The organism is Pseudomonas sp. NBRC 111124 (genome assembly GCF_001320245.1).
In the GTDB taxonomy this organism is placed as follows: Bacteria; Pseudomonadota; Gammaproteobacteria; order Pseudomonadales; family Pseudomonadaceae; genus Aquipseudomonas.
Window position 1 is genome coordinate 1 of the sequence record NZ_BCBA01000032.1, and the last position, 20,359, is coordinate 20,359.

At 64.1% G+C, this 20,359-nt stretch carries 17 protein-coding genes; 5 read left to right on the forward strand and 12 right to left on the reverse strand.

The window, feature by feature from the left end:
- The coding region (locus APH28_RS13095; protein ID WP_060509941.1) for a phosphorylcholine phosphatase at positions 1 to 1,047 on the reverse strand (1,047 nt) is incomplete at its 3' end.
- 242 nt (positions 1,048 to 1,289) lie between these two features.
- Between APH28_RS13095 and APH28_RS13100 the strand changes: the two genes are divergently transcribed.
- Complete coding sequence (locus APH28_RS13100; protein WP_060509943.1) at positions 1,290 to 2,681, forward strand: L-cystine transporter; 1,392 nt, start codon at positions 1,290 to 1,292, stop codon at positions 2,679 to 2,681.
- A gap of 34 nt (positions 2,682 to 2,715) precedes the next feature.
- Here the strand turns inward: APH28_RS13100 and APH28_RS13105 are convergent, their stop codons facing one another.
- Positions 2,716 to 3,231 (reverse strand): dihydrofolate reductase, encoded by a 516-nt coding sequence (locus tag APH28_RS13105; protein WP_060509944.1) that lies wholly within the window; start codon positions 3,229 to 3,231, stop codon positions 2,716 to 2,718.
- Between the two features lie 54 nt (positions 3,232 to 3,285).
- Here APH28_RS13105 and APH28_RS13110 point away from each other — a divergent pair, with 54 nt between their 5' ends.
- Together APH28_RS13110 and APH28_RS13115 are read left to right on the forward strand one after the other, a co-directional pair.
- A complete protein-coding gene (locus tag APH28_RS13110; protein WP_060509946.1) occupies positions 3,286 to 4,677 on the forward strand; it encodes a DUF2868 domain-containing protein in 1,392 nt (463 codons plus the stop codon).
- Positions 4,670 to 6,034 carry a GTPase/DUF3482 domain-containing protein gene (locus APH28_RS13115; protein WP_060509947.1) on the forward strand — a complete coding sequence of 455 codons (1,365 nt, stop codon included), beginning with the start codon at positions 4,670 to 4,672 and terminating at the stop codon, positions 6,032 to 6,034. The genes APH28_RS13110 and APH28_RS13115 overlap by 8 nt, the downstream gene beginning before the upstream one ends.
- Positions 6,035 to 6,123: 89 nt before the next feature.
- Here APH28_RS13115 and APH28_RS13120 read toward each other — a convergent pair whose 3' ends face one another.
- From APH28_RS13120 to APH28_RS13140, 5 genes are all read right to left on the reverse strand, one after another.
- Complete coding sequence (locus APH28_RS13120; RefSeq protein WP_060509949.1) at positions 6,124 to 7,149, reverse strand: putative 2-aminoethylphosphonate ABC transporter substrate-binding protein; 1,026 nt, start codon at positions 7,147 to 7,149, stop codon at positions 6,124 to 6,126.
- A 30-nt stretch (positions 7,150 to 7,179) separates the two neighbouring features.
- On the reverse strand, positions 7,180 to 8,904 hold the full coding sequence (locus tag APH28_RS13125; protein WP_060509951.1) for a putative 2-aminoethylphosphonate ABC transporter permease subunit: 1,725 nt from the start codon (positions 8,902 to 8,904) through the stop codon (positions 7,180 to 7,182).
- Position 8,905: 1 nt separating this feature from the next.
- Positions 8,906 to 9,964 (reverse strand): putative 2-aminoethylphosphonate ABC transporter ATP-binding protein, encoded by a 1,059-nt coding sequence (locus APH28_RS13130; RefSeq protein ID WP_060509953.1) that lies wholly within the window; start codon positions 9,962 to 9,964, stop codon positions 8,906 to 8,908.
- Between the two features lie 156 nt (positions 9,965 to 10,120).
- Positions 10,121 to 10,990 (reverse strand): LysR family transcriptional regulator, encoded by an 870-nt coding sequence (locus APH28_RS13135; protein ID WP_060509955.1) that lies wholly within the window; start codon positions 10,988 to 10,990, stop codon positions 10,121 to 10,123.
- 9 nt (positions 10,991 to 10,999) lie between these two features.
- Entirely contained in the window at positions 11,000 to 13,252 is a 2,253-nt protein-coding gene (locus APH28_RS13140; RefSeq protein WP_060509957.1) for a heavy metal translocating P-type ATPase, read from the reverse strand.
- A gap of 82 nt (positions 13,253 to 13,334) precedes the next feature.
- Between APH28_RS13140 and cadR the strand changes: the two genes are divergently transcribed.
- Positions 13,335 to 13,778, forward strand: coding sequence for a cadmium resistance transcriptional regulator CadR (gene cadR / locus APH28_RS13145; protein ID WP_060509959.1), 444 nt, complete (start codon positions 13,335 to 13,337; stop codon positions 13,776 to 13,778).
- Positions 13,779 to 13,898: 120 nt separating this feature from the next.
- On the opposite strand, the gene APH28_RS13150 is transcribed toward cadR, so the two are convergent.
- The 3 genes from APH28_RS13150 to APH28_RS13160 are packed head-to-tail and all read right to left on the reverse strand — an operon-like array spanning position 13,899 to position 16,527.
- Complete coding sequence (locus APH28_RS13150; protein WP_060509960.1) at positions 13,899 to 14,870, reverse strand: thymidylate synthase; 972 nt, start codon at positions 14,868 to 14,870, stop codon at positions 13,899 to 13,901.
- 51 nt (positions 14,871 to 14,921) lie between these two features.
- Positions 14,922 to 15,728, reverse strand: a complete 807-nt coding sequence (gene lgt, locus APH28_RS13155; RefSeq protein WP_060509962.1) for a prolipoprotein diacylglyceryl transferase — start codon at positions 15,726 to 15,728, stop codon at positions 14,922 to 14,924.
- Positions 15,729 to 15,744: 16 nt separating this feature from the next.
- On the reverse strand, positions 15,745 to 16,527 hold the full coding sequence (locus APH28_RS13160; protein ID WP_060509964.1) for a sulfite exporter TauE/SafE family protein: 783 nt from the start codon (positions 16,525 to 16,527) through the stop codon (positions 15,745 to 15,747).
- A 129-nt stretch (positions 16,528 to 16,656) separates the two neighbouring features.
- Here APH28_RS13160 and APH28_RS13165 point away from each other — a divergent pair, with 129 nt between their 5' ends.
- A complete protein-coding gene (locus APH28_RS13165) occupies positions 16,657 to 17,403 on the forward strand; it encodes an NRDE family protein (RefSeq protein WP_060509967.1) in 747 nt (248 codons plus the stop codon).
- A gap of 108 nt (positions 17,404 to 17,511) precedes the next feature.
- Here APH28_RS13165 and ptsP read toward each other — a convergent pair whose 3' ends face one another.
- Positions 17,512 to 19,791 (reverse strand): phosphoenolpyruvate--protein phosphotransferase, encoded by a 2,280-nt coding sequence (gene ptsP, locus APH28_RS13170; protein ID WP_060509969.1) that lies wholly within the window; start codon positions 19,789 to 19,791, stop codon positions 17,512 to 17,514.
- 22 nt (positions 19,792 to 19,813) lie between these two features.
- The gene (locus tag APH28_RS13175; protein ID WP_003249017.1) at positions 19,814 to 20,293 is read right to left on the reverse strand and encodes an RNA pyrophosphohydrolase; all 480 of its coding nucleotides are present in this window, start codon (positions 20,291 to 20,293) and stop codon (positions 19,814 to 19,816) included.
- Positions 20,294 to 20,359: the final 66 nt, after the last annotated feature.

Sequence of the window (20,359 nt, forward strand, 5' to 3'; positions counted from 1 at the left end):
CTGCTCCGGCGTCACGATCACCCAGTTCTTGTCTGCCGTCACCGGCAACCCCTCCTTGGCCTGCGCCGCCGCATTCTTGGCGATCATCCCGTTCAACTGGTCCATGTACTTGGCCTTGCGGTTTATCCACAGGTGGATGCCACCCTTGTTCACATCCACCCCATGGAACTGCATGTAGCCATCGCTGGTTGGCGTATCGCCCCCCACCAGCACCGGCTTCTTCCACTCATCGATATAGGTCAGGATCGCCGCCTGCTTGCCTGCCATCCAGGTCGCCGGCGTCCACAGGTACGGTGTCAGCTCCAGCCCTTCGTTGGCCTTGGCGTCATACTGCCCGGCGCTGATCTGCTTGCGCGCCGTGGTCAGCTGGCCGTTCGCACGATCCTTCAGCAACAGGCTGACGCCAATCACGTTCTGCGGTTTGACGTTGTAGCCGTACTTGGGATCGGCAGCGACCATGCGCACCAGCTCTTCGGACGCCGCCGAGATCACGTAGACCTCGATGCCGTTCTCCATAAGTTTGTTATACAGCTCTGCTTGGCCAGCGAAGACCTTTGGCGGCTGCACCTCGATGGTCTTGACCTGGTCGCCTTCGAAATAGGTGCTGGGGATTGGTTTGGCCGAGGCCATCAGCTCATCGACCTGAGCCTTCAGCTCCTTGAGGGTGAAGCCGGCAAACACCTGTGCCACCCACGGGTAGCAAACCATGTCGTCGATCTCGCACAGGCGGTAGTAGTAGCTGAACAGGCTTTCCTTGTGCTCGGCAGTGTCCTTGAACGGGATCAGCTTGAGCGACGGGTCAAGCTTGTCGCGGGTCAGCAGGCCTTTGTTTTCCATGAACGGCAGCAGCGCTTCTTCAAGGTCGTAGCGGTAGCTGGTGTTGTCCATGTCGAAGACCGCGTAGTTACCTTTATGGGCATTGGCAGCAATCATGGCGTCGAGCTGTTTGGCCGCTTCAGCAGGCCAGTGCTTGAGCTCGGTGGCGAAGCTTTCGACACTGAACAGCAGGGACAAACCCAGGGCGAGGGCTTTCGGAGCGAATTTCATGTACGAATCTCCTGAAATGACCCGGCAAAACTAGTGCAACATTCGCCGATTCCGGCCTCTCACAACGACCTTCACTGAACTGTAAACGTCGTGTGTATTGCTATCTGCGACAACCTGTTATTCCATAAACGACTAAGTAAATTACTTTTGGGTATAAATTCGTTTGTTTTCAGGCTGTTAGCATTTCCGTTCGCAATCGCTCACCAGAGGCGATGCCTCTTCTGCTTTTTCCTGGAGCTTCAATGAACCTGCCGTTGTCTCTCAACCTGCTGGCGTTCCTGGCCTTGTTGCTGGGCCTGGCGCAAACGCGCCGCACCGACTGGAGCCTGGCCAAGAAGGTCCTGCTGGGCCTGGCGCTGGGCGTGGCGTTCGGCCTGGTCCTGCACACCCTCTACGGTGCCGGCCACCCGGTACTCAAGGCCACCATCAGCTGGCTCGACCTGGTCGGCAACGGCTACGTAGGCCTGCTTCAGATGATCGTCATGCCGCTGATCTTCGCCTCGATCCTCAGCGCCGTGGCCCGCCTGCATAACGCTTCGTCGCTGGGCCGCATCAGCGTACTGAGCATCGGCACGCTGCTGCTGACCACCGCCATTGCCGCACTGATCGGCATTGTCCTGACCAACCTGTTCGGCCTGAGCGCTGAAGGCCTGGTGGCCGGCGCCCAGGAAAGCGCACGCATGCAGGTTATCCACAGCGACTACGTGGGCAAGGTTGCCGACCTGAATATCCCGCAGCTGCTGCTGTCGTTCATCCCGAGCAACCCGGTCGGCGACTTGGCCCGAGCCAAACCGACCTCGATCATCAGCGTGGTGATCTTCGCCGTGTTCGTCGGCCTGGCCGCGCTGCAGCTGATCAAGGATGACGCCGCGAAGGGCGAGCGTGCCCTGTCGGCCATCGATACCCTGCAAGCCTGGGTGATGCGCCTGGTCCGCGTGGTGATGAAGCTCACCCCCTATGGCGTGCTGGCGCTGATGACCAAGGTGGTGGCCAGCTCCAACATGGAGGACATCCTCAAGCTCGGCAGCTTCGTGGTGGTGTCGTACCTGGGCCTGGCGCTGATGTTCGTGGTCCACGGCATCATCCTCGCCGCCACCGGCGTCAGTCCGCTGCGCTTCTTCCGCAAGGTCTGGCCGGTGCTGACCTTTGCTTTCACCAGCCGCTCCAGCGCCGCCAGCATCCCGCTGAACATCGAAGCGCAAACCCGCCGCCTGGGCGTGCCGCAGTCGATTGCCAGCTTCAGTGCATCGTTCGGCACCACCATTGGCCAGAACGGCTGCGCGGGCCTCTATCCAGCCATGTTGGCGGTAATGGTGGCACCAGCAGTGGGCATCGATACCTTCGACCCGTTGTGGATCGCGACCCTGGTGGCAATCGTGACGCTGAGTTCGGCGGGTGTGGCTGGCGTGGGTGGCGGTGCGACTTTCGCCGCGCTGATCGTGCTGCCTGCCATGGGCCTGCCGGTCGAGCTGGTGGCACTGCTGATTTCGGTGGAGCCGCTGATCGACATGGGCCGCACGGCATTGAACGTGAACGGCTCCATGACTGCTGGCGTGGTGACCAGCCAGCTGTTGAAGGAAACCGACAAGGATGTGCTGGCCGGCGACGAGCATGCCGAACTGAGCCATTCCTGACGGATTGCCGGGGCTGCTTGGCAGCCCCGGCAATTCAGATCCTGTCCCAAACCTCGAAGTGGTAGGCCGGCTTGCCTTCTTCAGCCTGAGCCTCGCTCGACATCAGCTTCCACTGGCCCTCATCAAACTCAGGGAACCAGGCATCACCCTCCGGTGCCAGTTCCACTCGCGTCAGGTACATCCGGCTAACCAGCCCCTTCTCTAGCGCCTGCGCATAAAGCTGCGCCCCGCCAATCAGCATCAGTTCGCCAACGCCCTGCTCGCGCGCCCACTGCTCGGCCCGCGCCACCGCGGCCTCTAGCGAGGCGAACACCTCGGCCCCGGCCAGTTCCAGGCCCGCCTGCCGGCTGACCACGATATTCAAACGCCCCGGCAACGGTCGGCCCAGTGAGTCCCAGGTCTTGCGTCCCATGATGATCGGTTTGCCCAAGGTGGTGGCCTTGAAGTACTTGAAGTCCCCCGGCAGGTGCCAGGGCATGGTGTTGTCGATGCCGATCACGCGGTTCTCGGCGTGAGCCGCAATCAGGCTGAGGGGGAGTGATGTATTCATGCCAGCGAGGATAGCACCGGGCGTGTGGGTTATGCTTCTGCCCTGAACCACGCAATGGAAGACCTTGTGACTGCACCGACTCCACTGGACAAGCGCTGGCTCACCGAAGCGGTACGCCTGCGCGAGGAACATGCAGGCCTGCTGGACGACCAGGAGGCCAACCGCCACGCCCGCCAGCAAGGTGGCGACCTGGCAGGGCGCATCGAAACCCGCGCGCTCTGGCTGGCCGAGCGCGATGGCATGACCACGGCCCTTCGCCACTGGAAGCAGGGCGCCCGCCTGGCGCTGCTGGCCCTGATGCTGCTGGCCGTTTTCAGCGGCGCAGGCCTGGCCTTTGCCGCCTTGGGCGACGGCCAGCGCCCGGTCAACGTGTTCTGGGCACTGGGCAGCCTGCTCGGTCTGAACCTGCTGATGCTGCTGGGCTGGGCCGTTGGCTTTGCCTTGAGCGGCGAGCACGGCGCCAGCCTCGGCCGCCTGTGGTTGTGGCTGAGTGAACGCTTCGCCCGCGATGCCAAGGCCGCGCACCTGGGGCCAGCACTGCTGGTGTTGCTGCAACGCCAGCGCCTGAACCGCTGGCTGCTTGGCGCCCTTGTGCACGGCCTGTGGCTACTGGCGATGGTCGCAGCGCTGGTCCTGTTGCTGACCTTGCTCGCAACCCGTCGCTACGGCTTCGTCTGGGAAACCACCCTGCTGGCTGCCGACCCATTCATTCACCTGACCCAAGCCCTCGGCGCACTGCCCGCGCTGCTCGGTTTCGCCGTGCCGGACGAGGCCATGATCCGCGCCAGCGGCGACACCCTGCCAGCCCTGGATATCGCCCGCCAAGCCTGGGCCAGCTGGCTGCTCGGCGTGGTGCTGGTGTATGGCCTGCTGCCGCGCCTGCTGCTGGCCGGATTGTGCCTGTGGCGCTGGCGCCAGGGCCGTGCCCGGCTGACACTGGACCTCAGCCTGCCCGGCTACGCGCAACTGCGCGAAGCCCTGATGCCGCGCAGCGAACGCATCGGCGTGCAGGATGCCGCCCCCGAAGCACTGCCGCAGTTCCAGGCTGGCCAGCTGGAAAGCGGCAGCAGCGGCGCCTTGCTGGTAGGCCTGGAACTCGACGATCAACGTCCCTGGCCGCCTGCCCTACCCAAAACGGTGACCAACGCTGGCGTGCTCGACAGTCGCGAATCACGTAACAAGCTGCTGGAGCAGCTCAGCCGCTTCCCGCCGGCACGCCTGGCCATCGCCTGCGACCCACGCCGCTCGCCAGACCGCGGCAGCCTGGCGCTGCTTGCCGAACTGGCACGCAATGCCGGCGCCACGCGTATCTGGCTGCTCCAGGCCGCGCCGGGCCAAGCCCTGGACGCCGAACGGCTGGGCGACTGGCACGACGCCCTCGACCGCCTCGGCCTGCCCCACGCCGACACCTCGCCCCTGAACTGGCTGGAGCATGGTCATGACTGAGCCGCTGAAACTGGCCGTGGTCGGCCACACCAATGTCGGCAAGACCTCGCTGCTGCGCACGCTCACCCGCGACGTCGGCTTCGGCGAGGTCTCGCACCGCCCCAGCACTACCCGCCATGTCGAGGGTGCACGGCTGTCGGTGGACGGCGAACCGCTGCTTGAGCTCTACGATACCCCCGGCCTGGAAGACGCCATCGCCCTGCTGGACTACCTCGAACGCCTGGAGCGCCCCGGCGAACGCCTAGACGGCCCGGCCCGCCTCGAACGCTTCCTGCAAGGCAGCGAGGCGCGTCAACGCTTCGAGCAGGAAGCCAAGGTGCTGCGCCAACTCCTGGCGAGCAATGCCGGCCTGTATGTGATCGACGCACGCGAGCCGGTGCTGGCCAAGTACCGCGACGAACTGGAAGTGCTGGCCAGCTGCGGCAAGCCACTGCTGCCGGTACTCAACTTCGTTGCCAGCAGCCAGCACCGCGAACCGCAATGGCGTGAAGCCCTTGCCCGGCTTGGGCTTCACGCATTGGTACGGTTCGACAGCGTGGCCCCGCCGGAAGATGGTGAACGTCGGCTGTACGAGAGCCTGGCACTGCTGCTGGAAGAAGCCCGACCGGCCCTGCAACGGTTGATCGACGACCAGCAGGCCCAGCGCTTGGCGCGTCAACAGAGTGGCAAGCGGCTGATCGCCGAACTGCTGCTCGACTGCGCCGCTTGCCGGCGCAGCGTCGAGGCTGAGCCAGCAGCTGAAGCCAAAGCCATCGAGGCCTTGCGCAAGGATGTGCGCCAACGTGAGCAGCGTTGTGTGGAGGCCCTGCTCAAGCTGTATGCCTTCCGCCGCGAGGATGCCAATGCCGGTGACTTGCCATTGCTGGATGGTCGCTGGGGCGATGACCTGTTCAATCCCGAGACCCTGAAGCTGCTTGGCGTGCGCCTGGGTAGCGGCGTGGCGGCCGGTGCTGCAGCCGGTGCCGGCGTTGACCTGCTGGTTGGCGGCCTGACCCTCGGCGCTGCCGCGCTGGCCGGCGCAATTGCCGGTGGCGCGCTGCAGACGGCGCGCAACTATGGGTCGCGGCTCATGGGCAAGCTCAAGGGCCAACGCGAGCTGACGGTGGATGACACGGTGCTGCGGTTGCTGGCGTTGCGTCAGCAACAGTTGATGGTGGCGCTGGATGGCCGCGGGCATGCGGCGCAGGACAGCATTCGGCTGGGCGAACTGGATGAGAAGGCCTGGCGCGAGGGTAAGCTGCCGGAGGCCTTGAGCAAGGCGCGGGCGCATCCGCAGTGGTCGACGCTCAACCCAGGGGCGAAGCCCAACCAGGCTGAGCGGCAAGAACAGCTAGAGGCGCTGGTCGCACAGATTTGAGGCGCTGTGATATCGAGCGCCGCCCGCGCGGCGCTCGATATCACAGCCACCAAGTACTCAAAGGCATACACCTGCTAGCCATCACCCAATCACTGCGAGGCCACTTTCTCCGACTTGCCGTCATAACGCTTGCGCCATTCGGTCAGGATCTCGTCACGATTCTTCGAGGCCCAGGCAAAGTCGTTCTTGATCAGGCGCTGTTCATAATCCGCCGGCAGCTCGGTCTGCGGCTTGGCAATGCCCGGTGCGGCCAATACGGCAAAGTTGTCCTTGTACAGGTCCATGGCCGCCGGGCTTGCCGAGAAGTCGGCCAGGCGCTTGGCTGCGTCAGCCTTCGGCGAGCCCTTGATCACGGCGGTTGCCTCGATCTCCCAGCCCAGGCCTTCCTTCGGCAGCACGATATCCAGCGGCGCGCCCTGGCGCTTGAGCTGCACGGCCGGGTATTCGAACGAGATGCCGATCGGGAACTCGCCCGCCGCCGCCAGCTTGCACGGCTTGGAGCCGGAGTGCACATACTGGCCAATGTTCTGGTGCAGGCCGTCCATGTAGGCCCAGCCCTGCGGCTCGCCGAAGGTCTGCAGCCAGGCGCTGACGTCGAGGAAGCCGGTGCCGGACGAAGCCGGGTTAGGCATGACGATCTTGCCCTTGTACTCAGGCTTGGTCAGGTCCTGCCAGCTCACCGGTTTGCTCAGGCCCTGTTTTTCGGCTTCGACAGTGTTGAAGCAGATGGTCGCGGCCCACACGTCCATGCCGACCCAGGCTGGCGGGTTGGCGGCGTCGCGGTAATTGGCGGAAATCTTACCCAGGTCTTTCGGTGCGTAGGCTTCGAGCATGCCGTTCTGGTCGAGGATGGCCAGGCTGGAAGCGGCCAGGCCCCAGACAGCGTCGGCTTGCGGGCGGTCTTTCTCGGCCAGCAGCTTGGCGGTGATGATGCCGGTGGAATCCCGCACCCATTTGATCTCGATGTCCGGGTTGGCCTTTTCGAAGGCCTGTTTGTAGCTCTTGAGCTGCTCGGCTTCCAAGGCGGTATAGACGGTCAGCTGGGTGGCTGCGGCCGAGGCCTGCAGGCTGAATACGGCGGATACGGCAGCGGCAAGTGCGAGGGGCTTGAACATGATGCGTTTCCTATGGGTATGGGCAGGCGGTCAATGGCCAGGCGCGCGCTGGCGCCAGGCTTGGGAACGGCGCAGCAGGCCGCGCGAAGCTGCAGCCAGCAGCAGCGAGGCGGCGGCGCTGGTCAGCAGGATCAGGGTCGACATGGCGGCGGCGCCGCCAACGTTGCCGGCATCGTCCATGTTCAACACAGCAACGGCGGCGAGGATGGTGTCGGGGCTGTAGAGGAAGATCGCCGCCGATACGGTGGTCATCGCCGAGACGAACAGGTAGCGGATGATGTCAAGCAGCGCCGGCAAGCAGATCGGCACGGTAACCCGCACGAAGTGCTTGTAAAGCGGCGCCTTGAGCGACAGCGCGGCGGCCTCGAACTCGCCGTCGAGCTGGCGCAGCGCGGTGGCGGCGGTCATCTGCGCGGTGGTCAGGTAGTGGGCGATGGTGCACAGCACCAACAGCGCCATGCCGCCATAGAACACGTGCAATGGGTTGCCGCTGAGGTTGAAGAAGAACACGTAGCCCAGGCCCAGCACCAACCCAGGCACCGCCATGGGAATGAAGCTGAGCAGGCGCAAGGCCTGGTTGAGCAGGCGCTGACCCTGGGTTTTCTCCATCAGGTAGGCCCCCGTGAAGATCACGAGGCTGCCGATCAATGCAGTGCACAGGGCCATGGTCACGCTGTTGCGGTAGGCCAGCCAGCCGCCACCGGCGGTGTCGTCGAACATATAGTGCTTGAACGACAGGGTCAGGTTGTACGGCCAGAACGTCACCAGCGACGAGTACACCGCCATGCCGATCACCACCAGCAGTGCCGCGCAGACCAGCAGCACGATGGCCAGGAAGCAGGCATCACGGCCACGCGAAGGCTTGGGCTCGAACACCTGGGCCCGGCCGCTCATGGCCTCGCCCTGGCGCCGACGCAGCCAGGCATCGACGCCGAAGCTGAGCAGCGCCGGCAGCAGCAGGACCATGCCGATCAAGGCGCCACGGCCGAACTGCTGCTGACCGACCACCGCCTTGTAGGCTTCCAGTGCCAGCACCTGATAATCACCGCCGACCACGACCGGCACGCCGAAGTCGGTGATGGTCAGGGTGAATACCAGGCAGAACGCGGCGAACACCGCCTGACGCGTGGCAGGCCAGGTGATGCTGCAGAATGCCCGGCACGGCCCGGCGCCCATGCTCGAGGCAGCATCGAACAGCCGTGCGTCGGCCAGCGACAGCGCCGAGAGCAGGATCATCAGCGCATGGGGGAAGGTGTAGATGGCCTCGCCGAGAACAATGCCCCAGAAGCCGTAGATGTTATCGCTAAGCAGGCTGCGCAGCAGGCCCTGGTTGCCGAACAGGTAGACCAGCGCGATGGCCGGGAGCATCGACGGCGCCAGCAGCGGCAGCAGCGAGATGCCGCGCCACAGGCCCTTGGCCGGGATCAGCGTGCGCTGCAGGGCGTAGGCGAACAGGTAAGCCAGCGGTACCACGATCGCCGCCACGGTGAAGGCCACCGACAGGCTGTTGCCGAGCAGCCAATGGAAGTTCTCGCTGGCGAGCAGTTCGCGGGCGGCCAGCACGCCACCACCCTGGCCAGCTTCACCGCTGAAGCCTTTCCAGAATATGGCCAGCAGCGGCATCACCACGGCCAGCAGCAGAAGGACCAGCAGCAAACTCTTGCCACCGACGATGAACAGCCGGTCACCCAGGGCGACATCGCCGCGTCGCGCATCATTGGCCTGGGTCAACGGCAGGGACATTGGCGCGGCCATCTCAGGCAAACACCTGCAGGCTCTGCGGTGGCAACGCCACCCAGATGTCCTGAGAGCCCAGGCGCGGCATGGCTTCGGGTGCCAGTTCGGCGAGCAGCGCATGGCCCGGCAGGGCCTTGAGCTCGAAGCTCATGCGGCAGCGGTTGCCTAGGAAGGTGATCTCACGAACCTTGGCCGGGAACAGGTTTTCCTCATGCATCACCGGGTTGATGGTGATCGCCTCCGGGCGGCAGAACAGCCGGCCACTGCGGGCGGTCCCTGCGTTGGTCGCCAGGCGCATACTCATGGCGCCGACCTGGGCGTGGCTCTCGCTGCTGCGCTGGAACGGCAGCCAGTTGCCTTGGCCGACGAATTCGGCAACGAACGGCGTGGCGGGCTGGTCGTAGATTTCCTGCGGGGTCGCATATTGCTCGACCTGACCGTTGTTCATCACCGCGATGCGGTCGGCCATGAGCATGGCCTCGTCCTGGTTGTGGGTCACCATCAACGTGGTAATACCCAGCTGGCGCTGCAGCTGGCGCAGCTCGGTGCACAGATGCTCGCGCACGCGGGCATCCAGCGCCGACATCGGTTCGTCGAGCAGCAGCAGCGACGGCGCAGGTGCCAGCGCACGGGCCAAGGCCACACGTTGCTGCTGGCCGCCGGACAGCTGGCCGGGGTACTTCTTTTCGCTTCCGGACAGGCCGACCAGTTCGAGCATGTCTGCCACACGCTGACGGCTCTGGTCGCGGTTGCTGCCACTCAGGCCGTAGGCGATGTTGGCTTCGACGGTGAGGTTGGGGAACAGCGCGTAGGACTGGAACAGGATGCCGTAATCCCGTGCCTGGGGAGGCAGTTCGGAGATATCGCGCTCACCGATGTACAGCGCGCCACGGTCCTGGCGTTCGAGGCCGGCGATGCAGCGCAGCAGGGTGGTCTTGCCGCAACCGGACGGACCGAGCAGGCACACCAGTTCGCCAGCGGCGATGTCCAGAGACACGTCGTTGAGCGCCGTGAAGGCACCGAAACGTTTGTGGATACCGCGCACCTTCATCTGTGCGCCCGGGGTAGCGTGGTTCATGGCAAGGCCTCATCGAACAAGTGAGGGCCATGCTAGGAAGGCTGTGCGAAGGTTCTGTGGCGTTTGGGCAAAAGCCGGTGATAGTGGTATAGGCAGATTTTGTAGTGTCCTTGCGGGCCTCTTCGCGGGCACGCCCGCGAAGCCAGCAACACAGATCTAAAACTGTGAACCCACCACTTCCTGCGCCACACCAAGGAAGGCCGCCGGCAACCTGGCTTGCCGCCTCTCTTTCAGGCAATACAGGTATTCATGCATCACCGGCGCGTTCTCCAGCGCCAGCACCTGCAGCTCCGGGTTATGCGGCACCTCGTGCCGGGCAATCACGCTGATGCCGATATTGCGCAGCACCGCCTCGCGGATCGACTCGCGGCTGCCGATCTCCAGCAACGCTCCGGCCTTGACCCCGGCCTCCAGCAGCATCTGCTCGGTCAGCTTGCGTGTAGTCGAGCCCTTCTCGCGCATCAGCAGGCAATGCCCCGCGACCACATCGATGGATACCGCCTGCCGATGGGCCAGCGGATGATTGCGGTGCACTGCTACTACCAGCGGATCGGTGCCCAGCACCCGGCGTACCAGCCGCGCATCCTCGACCAGCTGTGACGAGGCGGCGATGTCCACCCGGTAGTCCTCGAGCATCTCCAGCACCTGCTGCGAATTGCCGATCTCCACCATCACTTCGACCTGAGGCAGGCGCTCGCGGAAGATCTTCACCAGGTCGAGGATGTAGTAGGGCGCGGTGGCGGCAATGCGCAAGCTGCCCTGGGCCTGGCCGCTGTTGCGCAACTCGAACTCGATGTCGGCCTCCTGCTGCAACAGCGCCTTCACCATCGGCAACAAGCGCACGCCCTCCTCGCTCAACACCAGACGCCGACCACCGCGGTAGAACAGCTCCACCGCATAGTGGCTTTCCAGGTTGCGGATCTGCGTGGTCACGGTCGGCTGGCTGAGCCCGAGCTTCTTCGCCGCCAGGGTGATGCTGCCCAGGCGGGCCACCATGTAGAAGGCTTTGAGCTCGGCACTCAGCATTGCATGACCTCATTTGCGCAGCAGGCGCAGACCGTTGAACACCACCAGCAGGCTCACGCCCATGTCGGCGAACACCGCCATCCACAGGGTGGCCATGCCGGCAAAGGTGATCGCCAGGAATATTGCCTTGATGCCCAGCGCCAGAACGATGTTCTGCGTCAGGATCGCCGCACTTTGGCGCGACAGCCTGACGAACGCCGGGATTTTGCGCAAGTCGTCATCCATCAGCGCCACGTCGGCAGTCTCGATCGCCGTGTCGGTGCCGGCCGCCGCCATGGCGAAGCCGATTTCGGCGCGGGCCAAGGCTGGTGCGTCATTGATGCCATCACCGACCATACCCACCCGGTGCCCTTCGGCGTACAGCTGCTCGATGCTCTGCAGCTTGTCGGCCGGCAGCAGGTTGCCCTCAGCGCGATCAATACCCACCTGGGCGGCGATGGCTTGGGCAGTGTGCGGATTGTCGCCGGTCAGCATGACGGTCTTGATACCCAGCGCATGCAGTTCGGCGATGGCCTGGCGGCTGCTGTCCTTGACCGTGTCGGCCACGGCGAACAGTGCCAACGGCCCGGAACGGTCGAGCAGCAAGACCACGGTCTTGCCCTGGCGCTCCAGCGTATCCAGTTGGGCTTCCAGCGCCGGCGAGCACAGGCCCAGCTCCTCGACCAGCCGGTGATTGCCCAGGTGGTAGGTTTCCCCGTCGATATCGCCGCGCACGCCGCGGCCGGCCAGGGCGGCAAATTCGCTGACCTCGCTCAGCGGTAGGTTATGCGCCTTGGCGAACTGGGCGATGGCACCCGACACCGGGTGATCGGAACGGTCGGCCAGGCTTGCCGCCAACGCCTGGGCGCGGCCCTCGAACAGGGGTTCAAGCACCTTGGCATCGGTTTGCACCGGTTTGCCGTGGGTGATGGTGCCGGTCTTGTCGAGTGCCAGGAAGTCCAGCTTGCGCCCACCTTCCAGGTAGATCCCGCCCTTGATCAGGATGCCTTTGCGCGCCGCAGCGGCCAAGCCACTGACGATGGTCACCGGGGTAGAAATGACCAGGGCACAGGGGCAAGCCACCACCAGCAGTACAAGCGCGCGGTACACCCAGTCGAACCAGCCACCGGCCATGAACAGCGGCGGAATCACCGCCACCGCCAGGGCCACGGCGAACACCGCCGGAGTGTAGATGCGCGAGAACTGGTCGACGAAGCGCTGGGTAGGCGCACGCGCACCCTGTGCCTCTTCGACGGCCTTGATGATGCGCGCCAAAGTCGACTGCCCGGCAACCGCCGTCACGCGGTACTCCAAGGCACCGGCCTGGTTGATGGTGCCGGCGAACAGCTTGTCCCCCGCAGCCTTTTCCACAGGCAGGCTTTCACCGGTAATCGGCGCCTGATCAACGCTGGATTGCCCGCTGACGACCTGGCCATCCAGGCCGATGCGTTCGCCCGGGCGCACCCGGACCAAGGCACCGATTGACACCTCACGCACCTCCAACTCATGCCACTGGCCATCGGCCTGCTGCACCGTGGCCATGTCCGGCGCCAGCTGCATGAGCCCGCCGATGGCATTGCGCGCACGGTCCAGCGAGCGCGCCTCGATCAGCTCGGCGACGCTGAACAGCACCATGACCATGGCCGCTTCCGGCCACTGACCAATCAGCACGGCGCCGGTCACGGCAATGCTCATCAGCGCATTGATGTTGAGGTTGCGGTTCTTCAGTGCGATCCAGCCCTTCTTGTAGGTGCCAAGGCCGCAGCCGAGGATCGCAGCCAGCGCGAGCACAGCAACTAGCCATTGCGGTGCGAGGTTGGCGAAATGCACGATTTCGGCGGCGATCGCGGCAGTACCCGACAGGGCCAGCGGCCACCACTGGGTCTTGTGCGGCTGAGCGGCGGCGGCGCTGCCGTCGCCTTCAGCGGTCAGCGGCTCAGCCTTCATGCCCAGGCTGTCGATGACGCGCTCGATTTCGCCCGTGCCGTTCAGGGTATGGCGCACACCAAGCACGCGGTTGATCAGGTTGAATTCCAGCTGCTCGATGCCAGCCAGCTTGCCCAGCTTGTCCTGGATCAGGGTCTGCTCGGTAGGGCAGTCCATGGCGTCGATGCGAAAGCGGCTGAGCTGCGCGTGGCTGCTGGCCTTCTCGCTCAGTTGCACCAAAGCGGGCGCGGCGCTGGAGCCACAGCAGCTGCGGTCGTGAGCGGCATGGCCATGGCCTTCATCGCCATGGGCATGATCGTGTGAATGCTTGTGTTCGTGGCTGACAGGCTGGTTCATGGGGTCATCCTTAAATTGAGCCTGTTGCCAAGTGAACACCCTGTAGCCACTATAGGGTCAAGCCACTTGCTGGAGATTTGTCATGAAGATCGGAGAACTGGCCAAAGCCACCGATTGCGCCGTGGAAACCATCCGGTACTACGAGCGTGAACACCTGCTGCCGGAGCCGGCGCGCACCGAAGGCAATTACCGGCAGTACACCCAGGCCCACGTCGAGCGGCTGACCTTCATCCGCAACTGCCGAACGCTGGACATGACCCTGGACGAGATCCGCAGCCTGTTACGCCTGCGCGACAGCCCCGACGACTCGTGCGGCAGCGTCAATGCGCTGATCGATGAGCATATCGAGCATGTGCAGGCACGGATCGATGGGTTGGTGGCGTTGCAGGAACAGCTGGTGGAACTGCGGCGGCGCTGCAATGCGCAGGGGGCGGAATGCGCGATCTTGCAGCAACTGGAGACGAACGGGGCGGTATCGGTACCGGACACCGAGCATTCGCATGTGGGCCGAAGTCACGGGCACTAACTGGAAAACATTCGCGGGCACGCCCGCTCCCACTGGGATCGCACAAGCCTTCAGGCCTGTGGGAACTCCTGTGGGAGCGGGCGTGCCCGCGAATAGGCCAGCTCAGGCAACCAAGACCTCTCAGACCGCCATCGGCGCCGTCATCGGCGCATGGTGCTCATAGCCTTCCAGGCTGAAATCGCTCGGCTCGATCTTCTCCAGCCACTCCGGCTCGTACTTGCCGGTCTTGGCAAATTCCGGCACGCGGTCACTGATCACCAGCTTCGGCGCTTCCAGCGGCTCGCGCTTGAGCTGCTCGTTGAGCATGTCCAGGTGATTCTCATACACATGGGCATCGCCAATGAAGTAGGTGAACCAGCGCGGGGTGTAGCCGGTCAGGCGGCCGAACAGCGACAGCAGCGCCGCGCCTTCGGTGAGGTTGAACGGCGTGCCCAGGCCCAAGTCGTTGGAGCGGATGTAGAGGGTCAGGGAAATTTCCTTGGTCTCGACATTCGGGTGGAACTGGTACAGCAGGTGGCACGGCGGCAGGGCCATTTCGTCAAGCTGGGCACAGTTCCAGCCATGGAACAGGATGCGCCGGCTGCCCGGGTCATTGGCGATGGTGTCCAGGCACTGGCGCACCTGGTCGATGGCCTTGTACAGGATGACGAACGCGACGCCGTCCTCCTCGTCCTGGGCAATGCGGCGGAAGCCAGCCTGCTCAGCCATTTCGATGGCCGCCGGGTTGCTCAGCGGGATGCGCTTATAGCCCGGCCACTGGCGCCATTGCACGCCGTAGATCTCGCCGAGGTCGTCATGGCCCTGGCGGAACGGGTTGGCCAGCCACTGGGCGTTCTCGTTGGCGTTCTGGTCCCAAACCTTGCAGCCCAGCTCGCGGAACTCACCGGCGTTCTTCACGCCACGCAGGAAGCCGACCATCTCACCGATGGCCGACTTGAACGCCAGCTTGCGCGTGGTGATGGCCGGGAAGCCCTTCTGCAGGTCGAAACGCAGCATGGCGCCCGGCAGGCTGATGGTGCGGATGCCGGTGCGGTTGCCCTGCAGCGTGCCGTTCTCGATGACGTCGCGGACCAGGTCCAGATACTGTTTCATGGCTTACCTGTAACAAAAACGGCAGGGGGATCACCCCTGCCGTGGGAATAATCAGGCGGGTTTCGCCGTGGGTTTGCGATTATAAGCCCACCAGATCAGGCCAAGGCCAGCCAGGATCATCGGCACACAGAGAATCTGACCCATGGTCAGCCAGCCCCAGGCGATGTAACCGAGCTGCGCGTCCGGCACACGGACGAATTCCACGATGAAGCGGAAGATGCCGTAGAACAGCGCAAACATGCCGGAAACCGCCATGGTTGGCCGCGGCTTGCGTGAGTACAACCAGAGGATAACGAACAGCGCCACGCCTTCCAGGGCGAACTGGTACAGCTGCGACGGGTGGCGCGGCAGCTGGGCCGGGTCGCTGAAAGGCGGGAAGATCATCGCCCATGGCACGTCGGTGGGCTTGCCCCACAGCTCGGCGTTGATGAAGTTGCCGATACGCCCGGCGCCCAGGCCGATCGGCACCAGCGGCGCGACGAAGTCCATCAGTTCGAAGAACGACTTGTTGTTGCGCTTGCCGAACCACAGCGCGGCCAGCATCACGCCAATGAAGCCGCCGTGGAACGACATGCCGCCCTTCCACACTTCGAAGATCAGTGTCGGGTTGGCCAGGTAGGCGTGCAGGTCATAGAACAGTACGTAACCCAGGCGCCCACCGACAATAACCCCCATCGACAGCCAGAACACCAGGTCGGAAAGCTTTTCGCGGGTCCAGGTCGGGTCGAAGCGGTTAAGCCGGCGCGAAGCCAGCAGCCAGGCGCCGCCAATGCCAACCAGGTACATCAGGCCGTACCAGTGGATTTTCAGTGGCCCGAGGGCTACGGCCACGGGGTCTATCTGCGGGTAAGGCAGCATGGAACTTCCTCTTGGTTCAAATCAGAAAGCTGAGGCCGACGCAGAACAGCAAGGCTGCGAACAGGCGTTTCAACAGGCGTGGCGACAGCTTGTGCGCCAGGCGCGCGCCGAAGCGTGCGAAAAACATGCTGGTCACGGCAATGCCGACCAGCGCCGGCAGGTAGACGAAACCAAAGCTGTGGGGCGGCAGGTGTTGCTCGTGCCAGCCCAGCAGCATGAAGCTCAGGGCGCTGGCCAGGGCAATCGGCAGGCCGCAGGCCGATGAGGTCGCCACGGCTTTCTGCATCGGCAGCCCGCGCCAGGTCAGGAATGGCACGGTCAGCGAGCCGCCGCCAATGCCGAAGATGGCCGAAGCCCAGCCGATCACCCCGCCGGCGCCGATCAAAGCAGGCTTGCCAGGGATGTCACGGCTGGCCTTGGGCTTGAGGTCCAGGGCCATCTGTGCAGCGATGATCAGGGCGAACACGCCGATGATCTTCTGCAGCTGAGGGCCCTGGATCAACGAAGCGGTCTTGGCGCCGATACCGGCGCCGATGAGGATACCGAGGGTCATCCAGGCGAAGATCGGCCATTGCACCGCGCCCTTGCGGTGGTGCTCAAGTACGGCATTGATCGAGGTGAAGACGATGGTCGCCAGCGAAGTACCGACGGCCAGGTGAGTGAGTACCGACGCGTCGAAGCCTTGCAGGGTGAAGCTAAACACCAGCACCGGCACGATGATGATACCGCCGCCCACGCCGAACAGCCCGGCCAGCACGCCGGCGCAGGCGCCCAACAGCAGATAGAGCACGAATTCCATTCGTCTTCCCCAAGAAAACAATCCGGCATGGTAACGGAAGCCGGGCACGTGGCTCTAGTGAACTCTGTGACAGGATGGATCGACACCCGCGCAGTGGGTACAGTGGGCAAAAACACAGAGGCCCAACCTATGTGCCTGATCGTATTCGCCTGGCGGCCAGGGCATGCCCTGCCGCTGATCGTCGCGGCCAACCGTGACGAGTTCTACGCCCGGCCGACCCAGGCCCTGGCGGCCTGGGAAGATACACCCGCGGTGCATGCCGGGCGCGACCTCGAAGCTGGCGGAACCTGGCTGGGCGTCGGCCCCCAGGGGCGCTTTGCGGCGCTGACCAATATTCGTGACCCAGGGCAGGCGCTGGGGCCGCGCTCGCGAGGCGAGCTGGTGGCGGCGTATCTGCAGGGTGAACTGGGGGTGGAAACCTACCTCGACCAGGTCGCCAGCCGCAGCGGGCAATACTCAGGGTTCAACCTGCTGGTGGGTGACGCTCATCAGTTGGGCTACCTGCATGCCCGGGACGTGGCGCCGCGCTTGCTCGAAGCCGGGGTGTACGGGCTTTCCAATGCCGGGCTGGATACGCCGTGGCCGAAGCTGGTGAAGGCGCGCACTGGGCTGGAAGCGCTGCTTGAGACAGCAGATCCGCAGCGGTTGCTGGCGTTGCTGGCGGATAACGAGCCGGCAGGCGACAGTGAACTACCAGAGACTGGCGTGGGGATGGCGACCGAGAGGTTGCTGTCGAGTGTGTTTATTGCCAGCCAGAACTATGGCACCCGGGCGAGCACCGTGCTGATTGTCGATGATCAAGGCAGAAGGCGGCTGGTTGAACGCAGTTTTGGGCCCTTCGGCGGGCATCTAGGGGAAGTCAGCTTGGAGGTTTGATGCTGTCTGCACCGGCCCATTCGCGGGGCAAGCCCGCTCCTACAAGGAGCGCGCACACCTGTAGGAGCGGGCTTGCCCCGCGAAGAGGCCGGCATGACCTATGCAACTTCAGAGGGGTTTGTTGGCCCCTGGCCCGATCATGCGCGCCAGCCCAAGGTTCTTCAGGGCCAACTGCAGCGAGCTGTGGATAACTTGCGGGTTATCATGGCTAAGGGCGTCGACCAGCAGTTCCTTGGCCTTGCTCATGTTCACCTGGCGCAGCATCCACTTCACCTTCGGCAGGTTGGTGGCGTTCATCGACAGGCTATCGAAGCCCATGGCCATCAACAGGATCGCTGCAGCCGGATCACCGGCCATCTCGCCGCAGATGCTCACCGGTTTGCCTTCGCCGTGGGCATCACGCACCACGGTATTGAGCGCCTGCAGCACCGCCGGGTGCAGATAGTCGTAAAGGTCGGCGACCCGCGGGTTGTTGCGGTCCACCGCCAGCAGGTACTGGGTCAGGTCGTTGGAACCGACCGAGAGGAAGTCCACCTGCCGCGCCAGCTCCTTGGTCTGGTACACCGCCGCCGGGATTTCCACCATCACGCCCACCGGCGGCATCGGCACGTCGGTGCCTTCATCGCGCACCTCGCCCCAGGCACGGTGGATCAGGTGGAGCGCTTCTTCCAGTTCGTGAATGCCGGAAATCATCGGCAGCAGGATGCGCAGGTTGTTCAGGCCTTCGCTGGCCTTGAGCATGGCGCGGGTCTGTACCAGGAAGATTTCCGGGTGATCGAGGGTAACGCGGATGCCGCGCCAGCCGAGGAACGGGTTTTCTTCCTTGATCGGGAAATACGACAACGCCTTGTCACCCCCGATGTCGAGGGTGCGCATGGTCACCGGCAACGGATGGAACGATGCCAACTGCTCACGGTAGATCGCCAGCTGCTCTTTCTCGCTGGGGAAGCGCTGCTGAATCATGAACGGTACTTCGGTGCGGTACAGGCCAACCCCTTCGGCACCGCGCTGCTGTGCACGGGCCACATCGGCGAGCAGGCCGGTATTGACCCACAGCGGCATGCGATGACCGTCGGGGGTGACGCACGGCAGTTCGCGCAGGGCGTCGAGGCCCTGGGCCAGCTGGCGTTCTTCCTCCACCACTTCGCTGTACTGCTTGCGCAGCACCTCGCTGGGGTTGGTGAACACCTCACCCTTGTAGCCGTCGACGATCAGCTCGATGCCGTCGACCTTGGAATACGGCAGGTCGACCAGGCCCATCACCGTCGGGATGCCCATGGCGCGCGCCAGGATGGCGACGTGGGAGTTGCCCGAGCCCAATACCGAGACCAGGCCCACCAGCTTGCCTTCCGGCACTTCGCCGAGCATCGCCGGGGTCAGTTCTTCACTGACCAGAATGGTGTTGTCGGCATACACCAGCGACTGCGAGCGGGCTTCCTGCAGGTAGGCCAGCAGGCGCCGGCCAAGGTCCTTCACATCCGAGGCGCGCTCGCGCAGGTAGTCGTCATCCATCAGTTCGAAGCGGTTGACGTGCTCGCCCACCACTTGGCGCAGGGCACCCTGGGCCCACTGGCCGGTCTTGATGACTTCGACCACCTCGCCACCGAGGGCGGCGTCTTCGAGCATCATCAAGTACACATCGAACAGTGCGCGCTCTTCCGGGCGCAGCTGGGTCGCCAGCTTGGCCGACAGCTTGCGCATGTCGGCGCGCACGCCTTCGAGCGCGTTGTTGAACAGTTTCAGTTCGGCGTCGATGTCGTCGACGGCCTTGTCCGGCACCACTTCGAGGTCGGCCGGCGGCAGCATGACCACGGCACGCCCGACAGCGGCGCCCGGCGAGCCTGGCACACCGACGAAACGCGCTTCCTGAATGCCTTTGCCCTGGCGCCCCAGGCCACGGATCGAGCCGGTGGCTTCCGCATGGGCGATAACCCCGGCGAGCTGGGCGCTCATGGTGACGAGGAAGGCTTCTTCGCCTTCATCGAACTGGCGGCGCTCCTTCTGCTGGATGACCAGCACACCAACCACACGGCGGTGGTGGATGATCGGCGCGCCGAGGAAGGAGGCGAATTTTTCTTCGCCGGTTTCGGCGAAGTAGCGATAACGCGGGTGATCGGCGGCGTTCTCCAGGTTCAGCGGCTCTTCCCGGGTACCGACCAGGCCGACCAGGCCTTCGTTGGGAGCCATGCTGACTTTGCCGATGGAGCGCTTGTTCAGGCCTTCGGTAGCCATCAGCACGAAGCGGTTGGTTTCCGGGTCGAGCAGGTACACCGAGCAGACCTGGCTGCCCATGGCCTCCTTGACGCGCAAGACAATGATCCCCAACGCCGTCTTGAGATCTTTGGCGGAGTTCACTTCCTGGACGATCTTGCGCAGCGTATTGAGCATGGCTCGGGGTCGAACTCCGTCGTCAGTCGCGCGTCAGCAGACGCGGTGCAAGCTCTTTCAGGGCGCGGCGGTAGACTTCACGCTTGAATGTCACCACCTGGCCCAGCGGGTACCAATAGCTGACCCAGCGCCAGCCGTCGAATTCCGGCTTGCCGGTCAGGTCCATCCGCACCCGTTGTTCATTGCTCACCAGGCGCAGCAGAAACCACTTTTGCTTCTGGCCGATGCACAGCGGTTGGCTGTGGGTGCGGACCAGCCGCTGGGGTAAACGATAACGCAACCAGCCGCGGGTGCAGGCAAGAATTTCCACATCATCGCGTTCAAGGCCAACTTCTTCGTTCAGCTCGCGGTACAGGGCATCTTCCGGCGTCTCGTCAGGGTTGATACCACCCTGGGGGAATTGCCAGGCATCCTGGTTGATCCGTCGAGCCCATAGCACCTGCCCGGCATCATTCGTCAGAATGATCCCAACATTGGGGCGAAAACCATCCGGGTCGATCACGGCAGCAACCTCGCAAACGCATGTCACCGCATTGTTCCACAAAGCTTGCGAGCGCAGCAACGCGCC

Bases quoted from the DNA above. Each gene is read 5' to 3' on its own strand.
- APH28_RS13110 (WP_060509946.1), top strand. From the start codon at position 3,286: ATGGAAGACCTTGTGACTGCACCGACTCCACTGGACAAGCGCTGGCTC.
- APH28_RS13130 (WP_060509953.1), bottom strand. From the start codon at position 9,964: ATGAACCACGCTACCCCGGGCGCACAGATGAAGGTGCGCGGTATCCAC.
- APH28_RS13115 (WP_060509947.1), top strand. From the start codon at position 4,670: ATGACTGAGCCGCTGAAACTGGCCGTGGTCGGCCACACCAATGTCGGC.
- lgt (WP_060509962.1), bottom strand. From the start codon at position 15,728: ATGCTGCCTTACCCGCAGATAGACCCCGTGGCCGTAGCCCTCGGGCCA.
- cadR (WP_060509959.1), top strand. From the start codon at position 13,335: ATGAAGATCGGAGAACTGGCCAAAGCCACCGATTGCGCCGTGGAAACC.
- APH28_RS13140 (WP_060509957.1), bottom strand. From the start codon at position 13,252: ATGAACCAGCCTGTCAGCCACGAACACAAGCATTCACACGATCATGCC.
- APH28_RS13105 (WP_060509944.1), bottom strand. From the start codon at position 3,231: ATGAATACATCACTCCCCCTCAGCCTGATTGCGGCTCACGCCGAGAAC.
- APH28_RS13160 (WP_060509964.1), bottom strand. From the start codon at position 16,527: ATGGAATTCGTGCTCTATCTGCTGTTGGGCGCCTGCGCCGGCGTGCTG.
- APH28_RS13120 (WP_060509949.1), bottom strand. From the start codon at position 7,149: ATGTTCAAGCCCCTCGCACTTGCCGCTGCCGTATCCGCCGTATTCAGC.
- ptsP (WP_060509969.1), bottom strand. From the start codon at position 19,791: ATGCTCAATACGCTGCGCAAGATCGTCCAGGAAGTGAACTCCGCCAAA.
- APH28_RS13150 (WP_060509960.1), bottom strand. From the start codon at position 14,870: ATGAAACAGTATCTGGACCTGGTCCGCGACGTCATCGAGAACGGCACG.
- APH28_RS13135 (WP_060509955.1), bottom strand. From the start codon at position 10,990: ATGCTGAGTGCCGAGCTCAAAGCCTTCTACATGGTGGCCCGCCTGGGC.
- APH28_RS13100 (WP_060509943.1), top strand. From the start codon at position 1,290: ATGAACCTGCCGTTGTCTCTCAACCTGCTGGCGTTCCTGGCCTTGTTG.
- APH28_RS13125 (WP_060509951.1), bottom strand. From the start codon at position 8,904: ATGGCCGCGCCAATGTCCCTGCCGTTGACCCAGGCCAATGATGCGCGA.
- APH28_RS13165 (WP_060509967.1), top strand. From the start codon at position 16,657: ATGTGCCTGATCGTATTCGCCTGGCGGCCAGGGCATGCCCTGCCGCTG.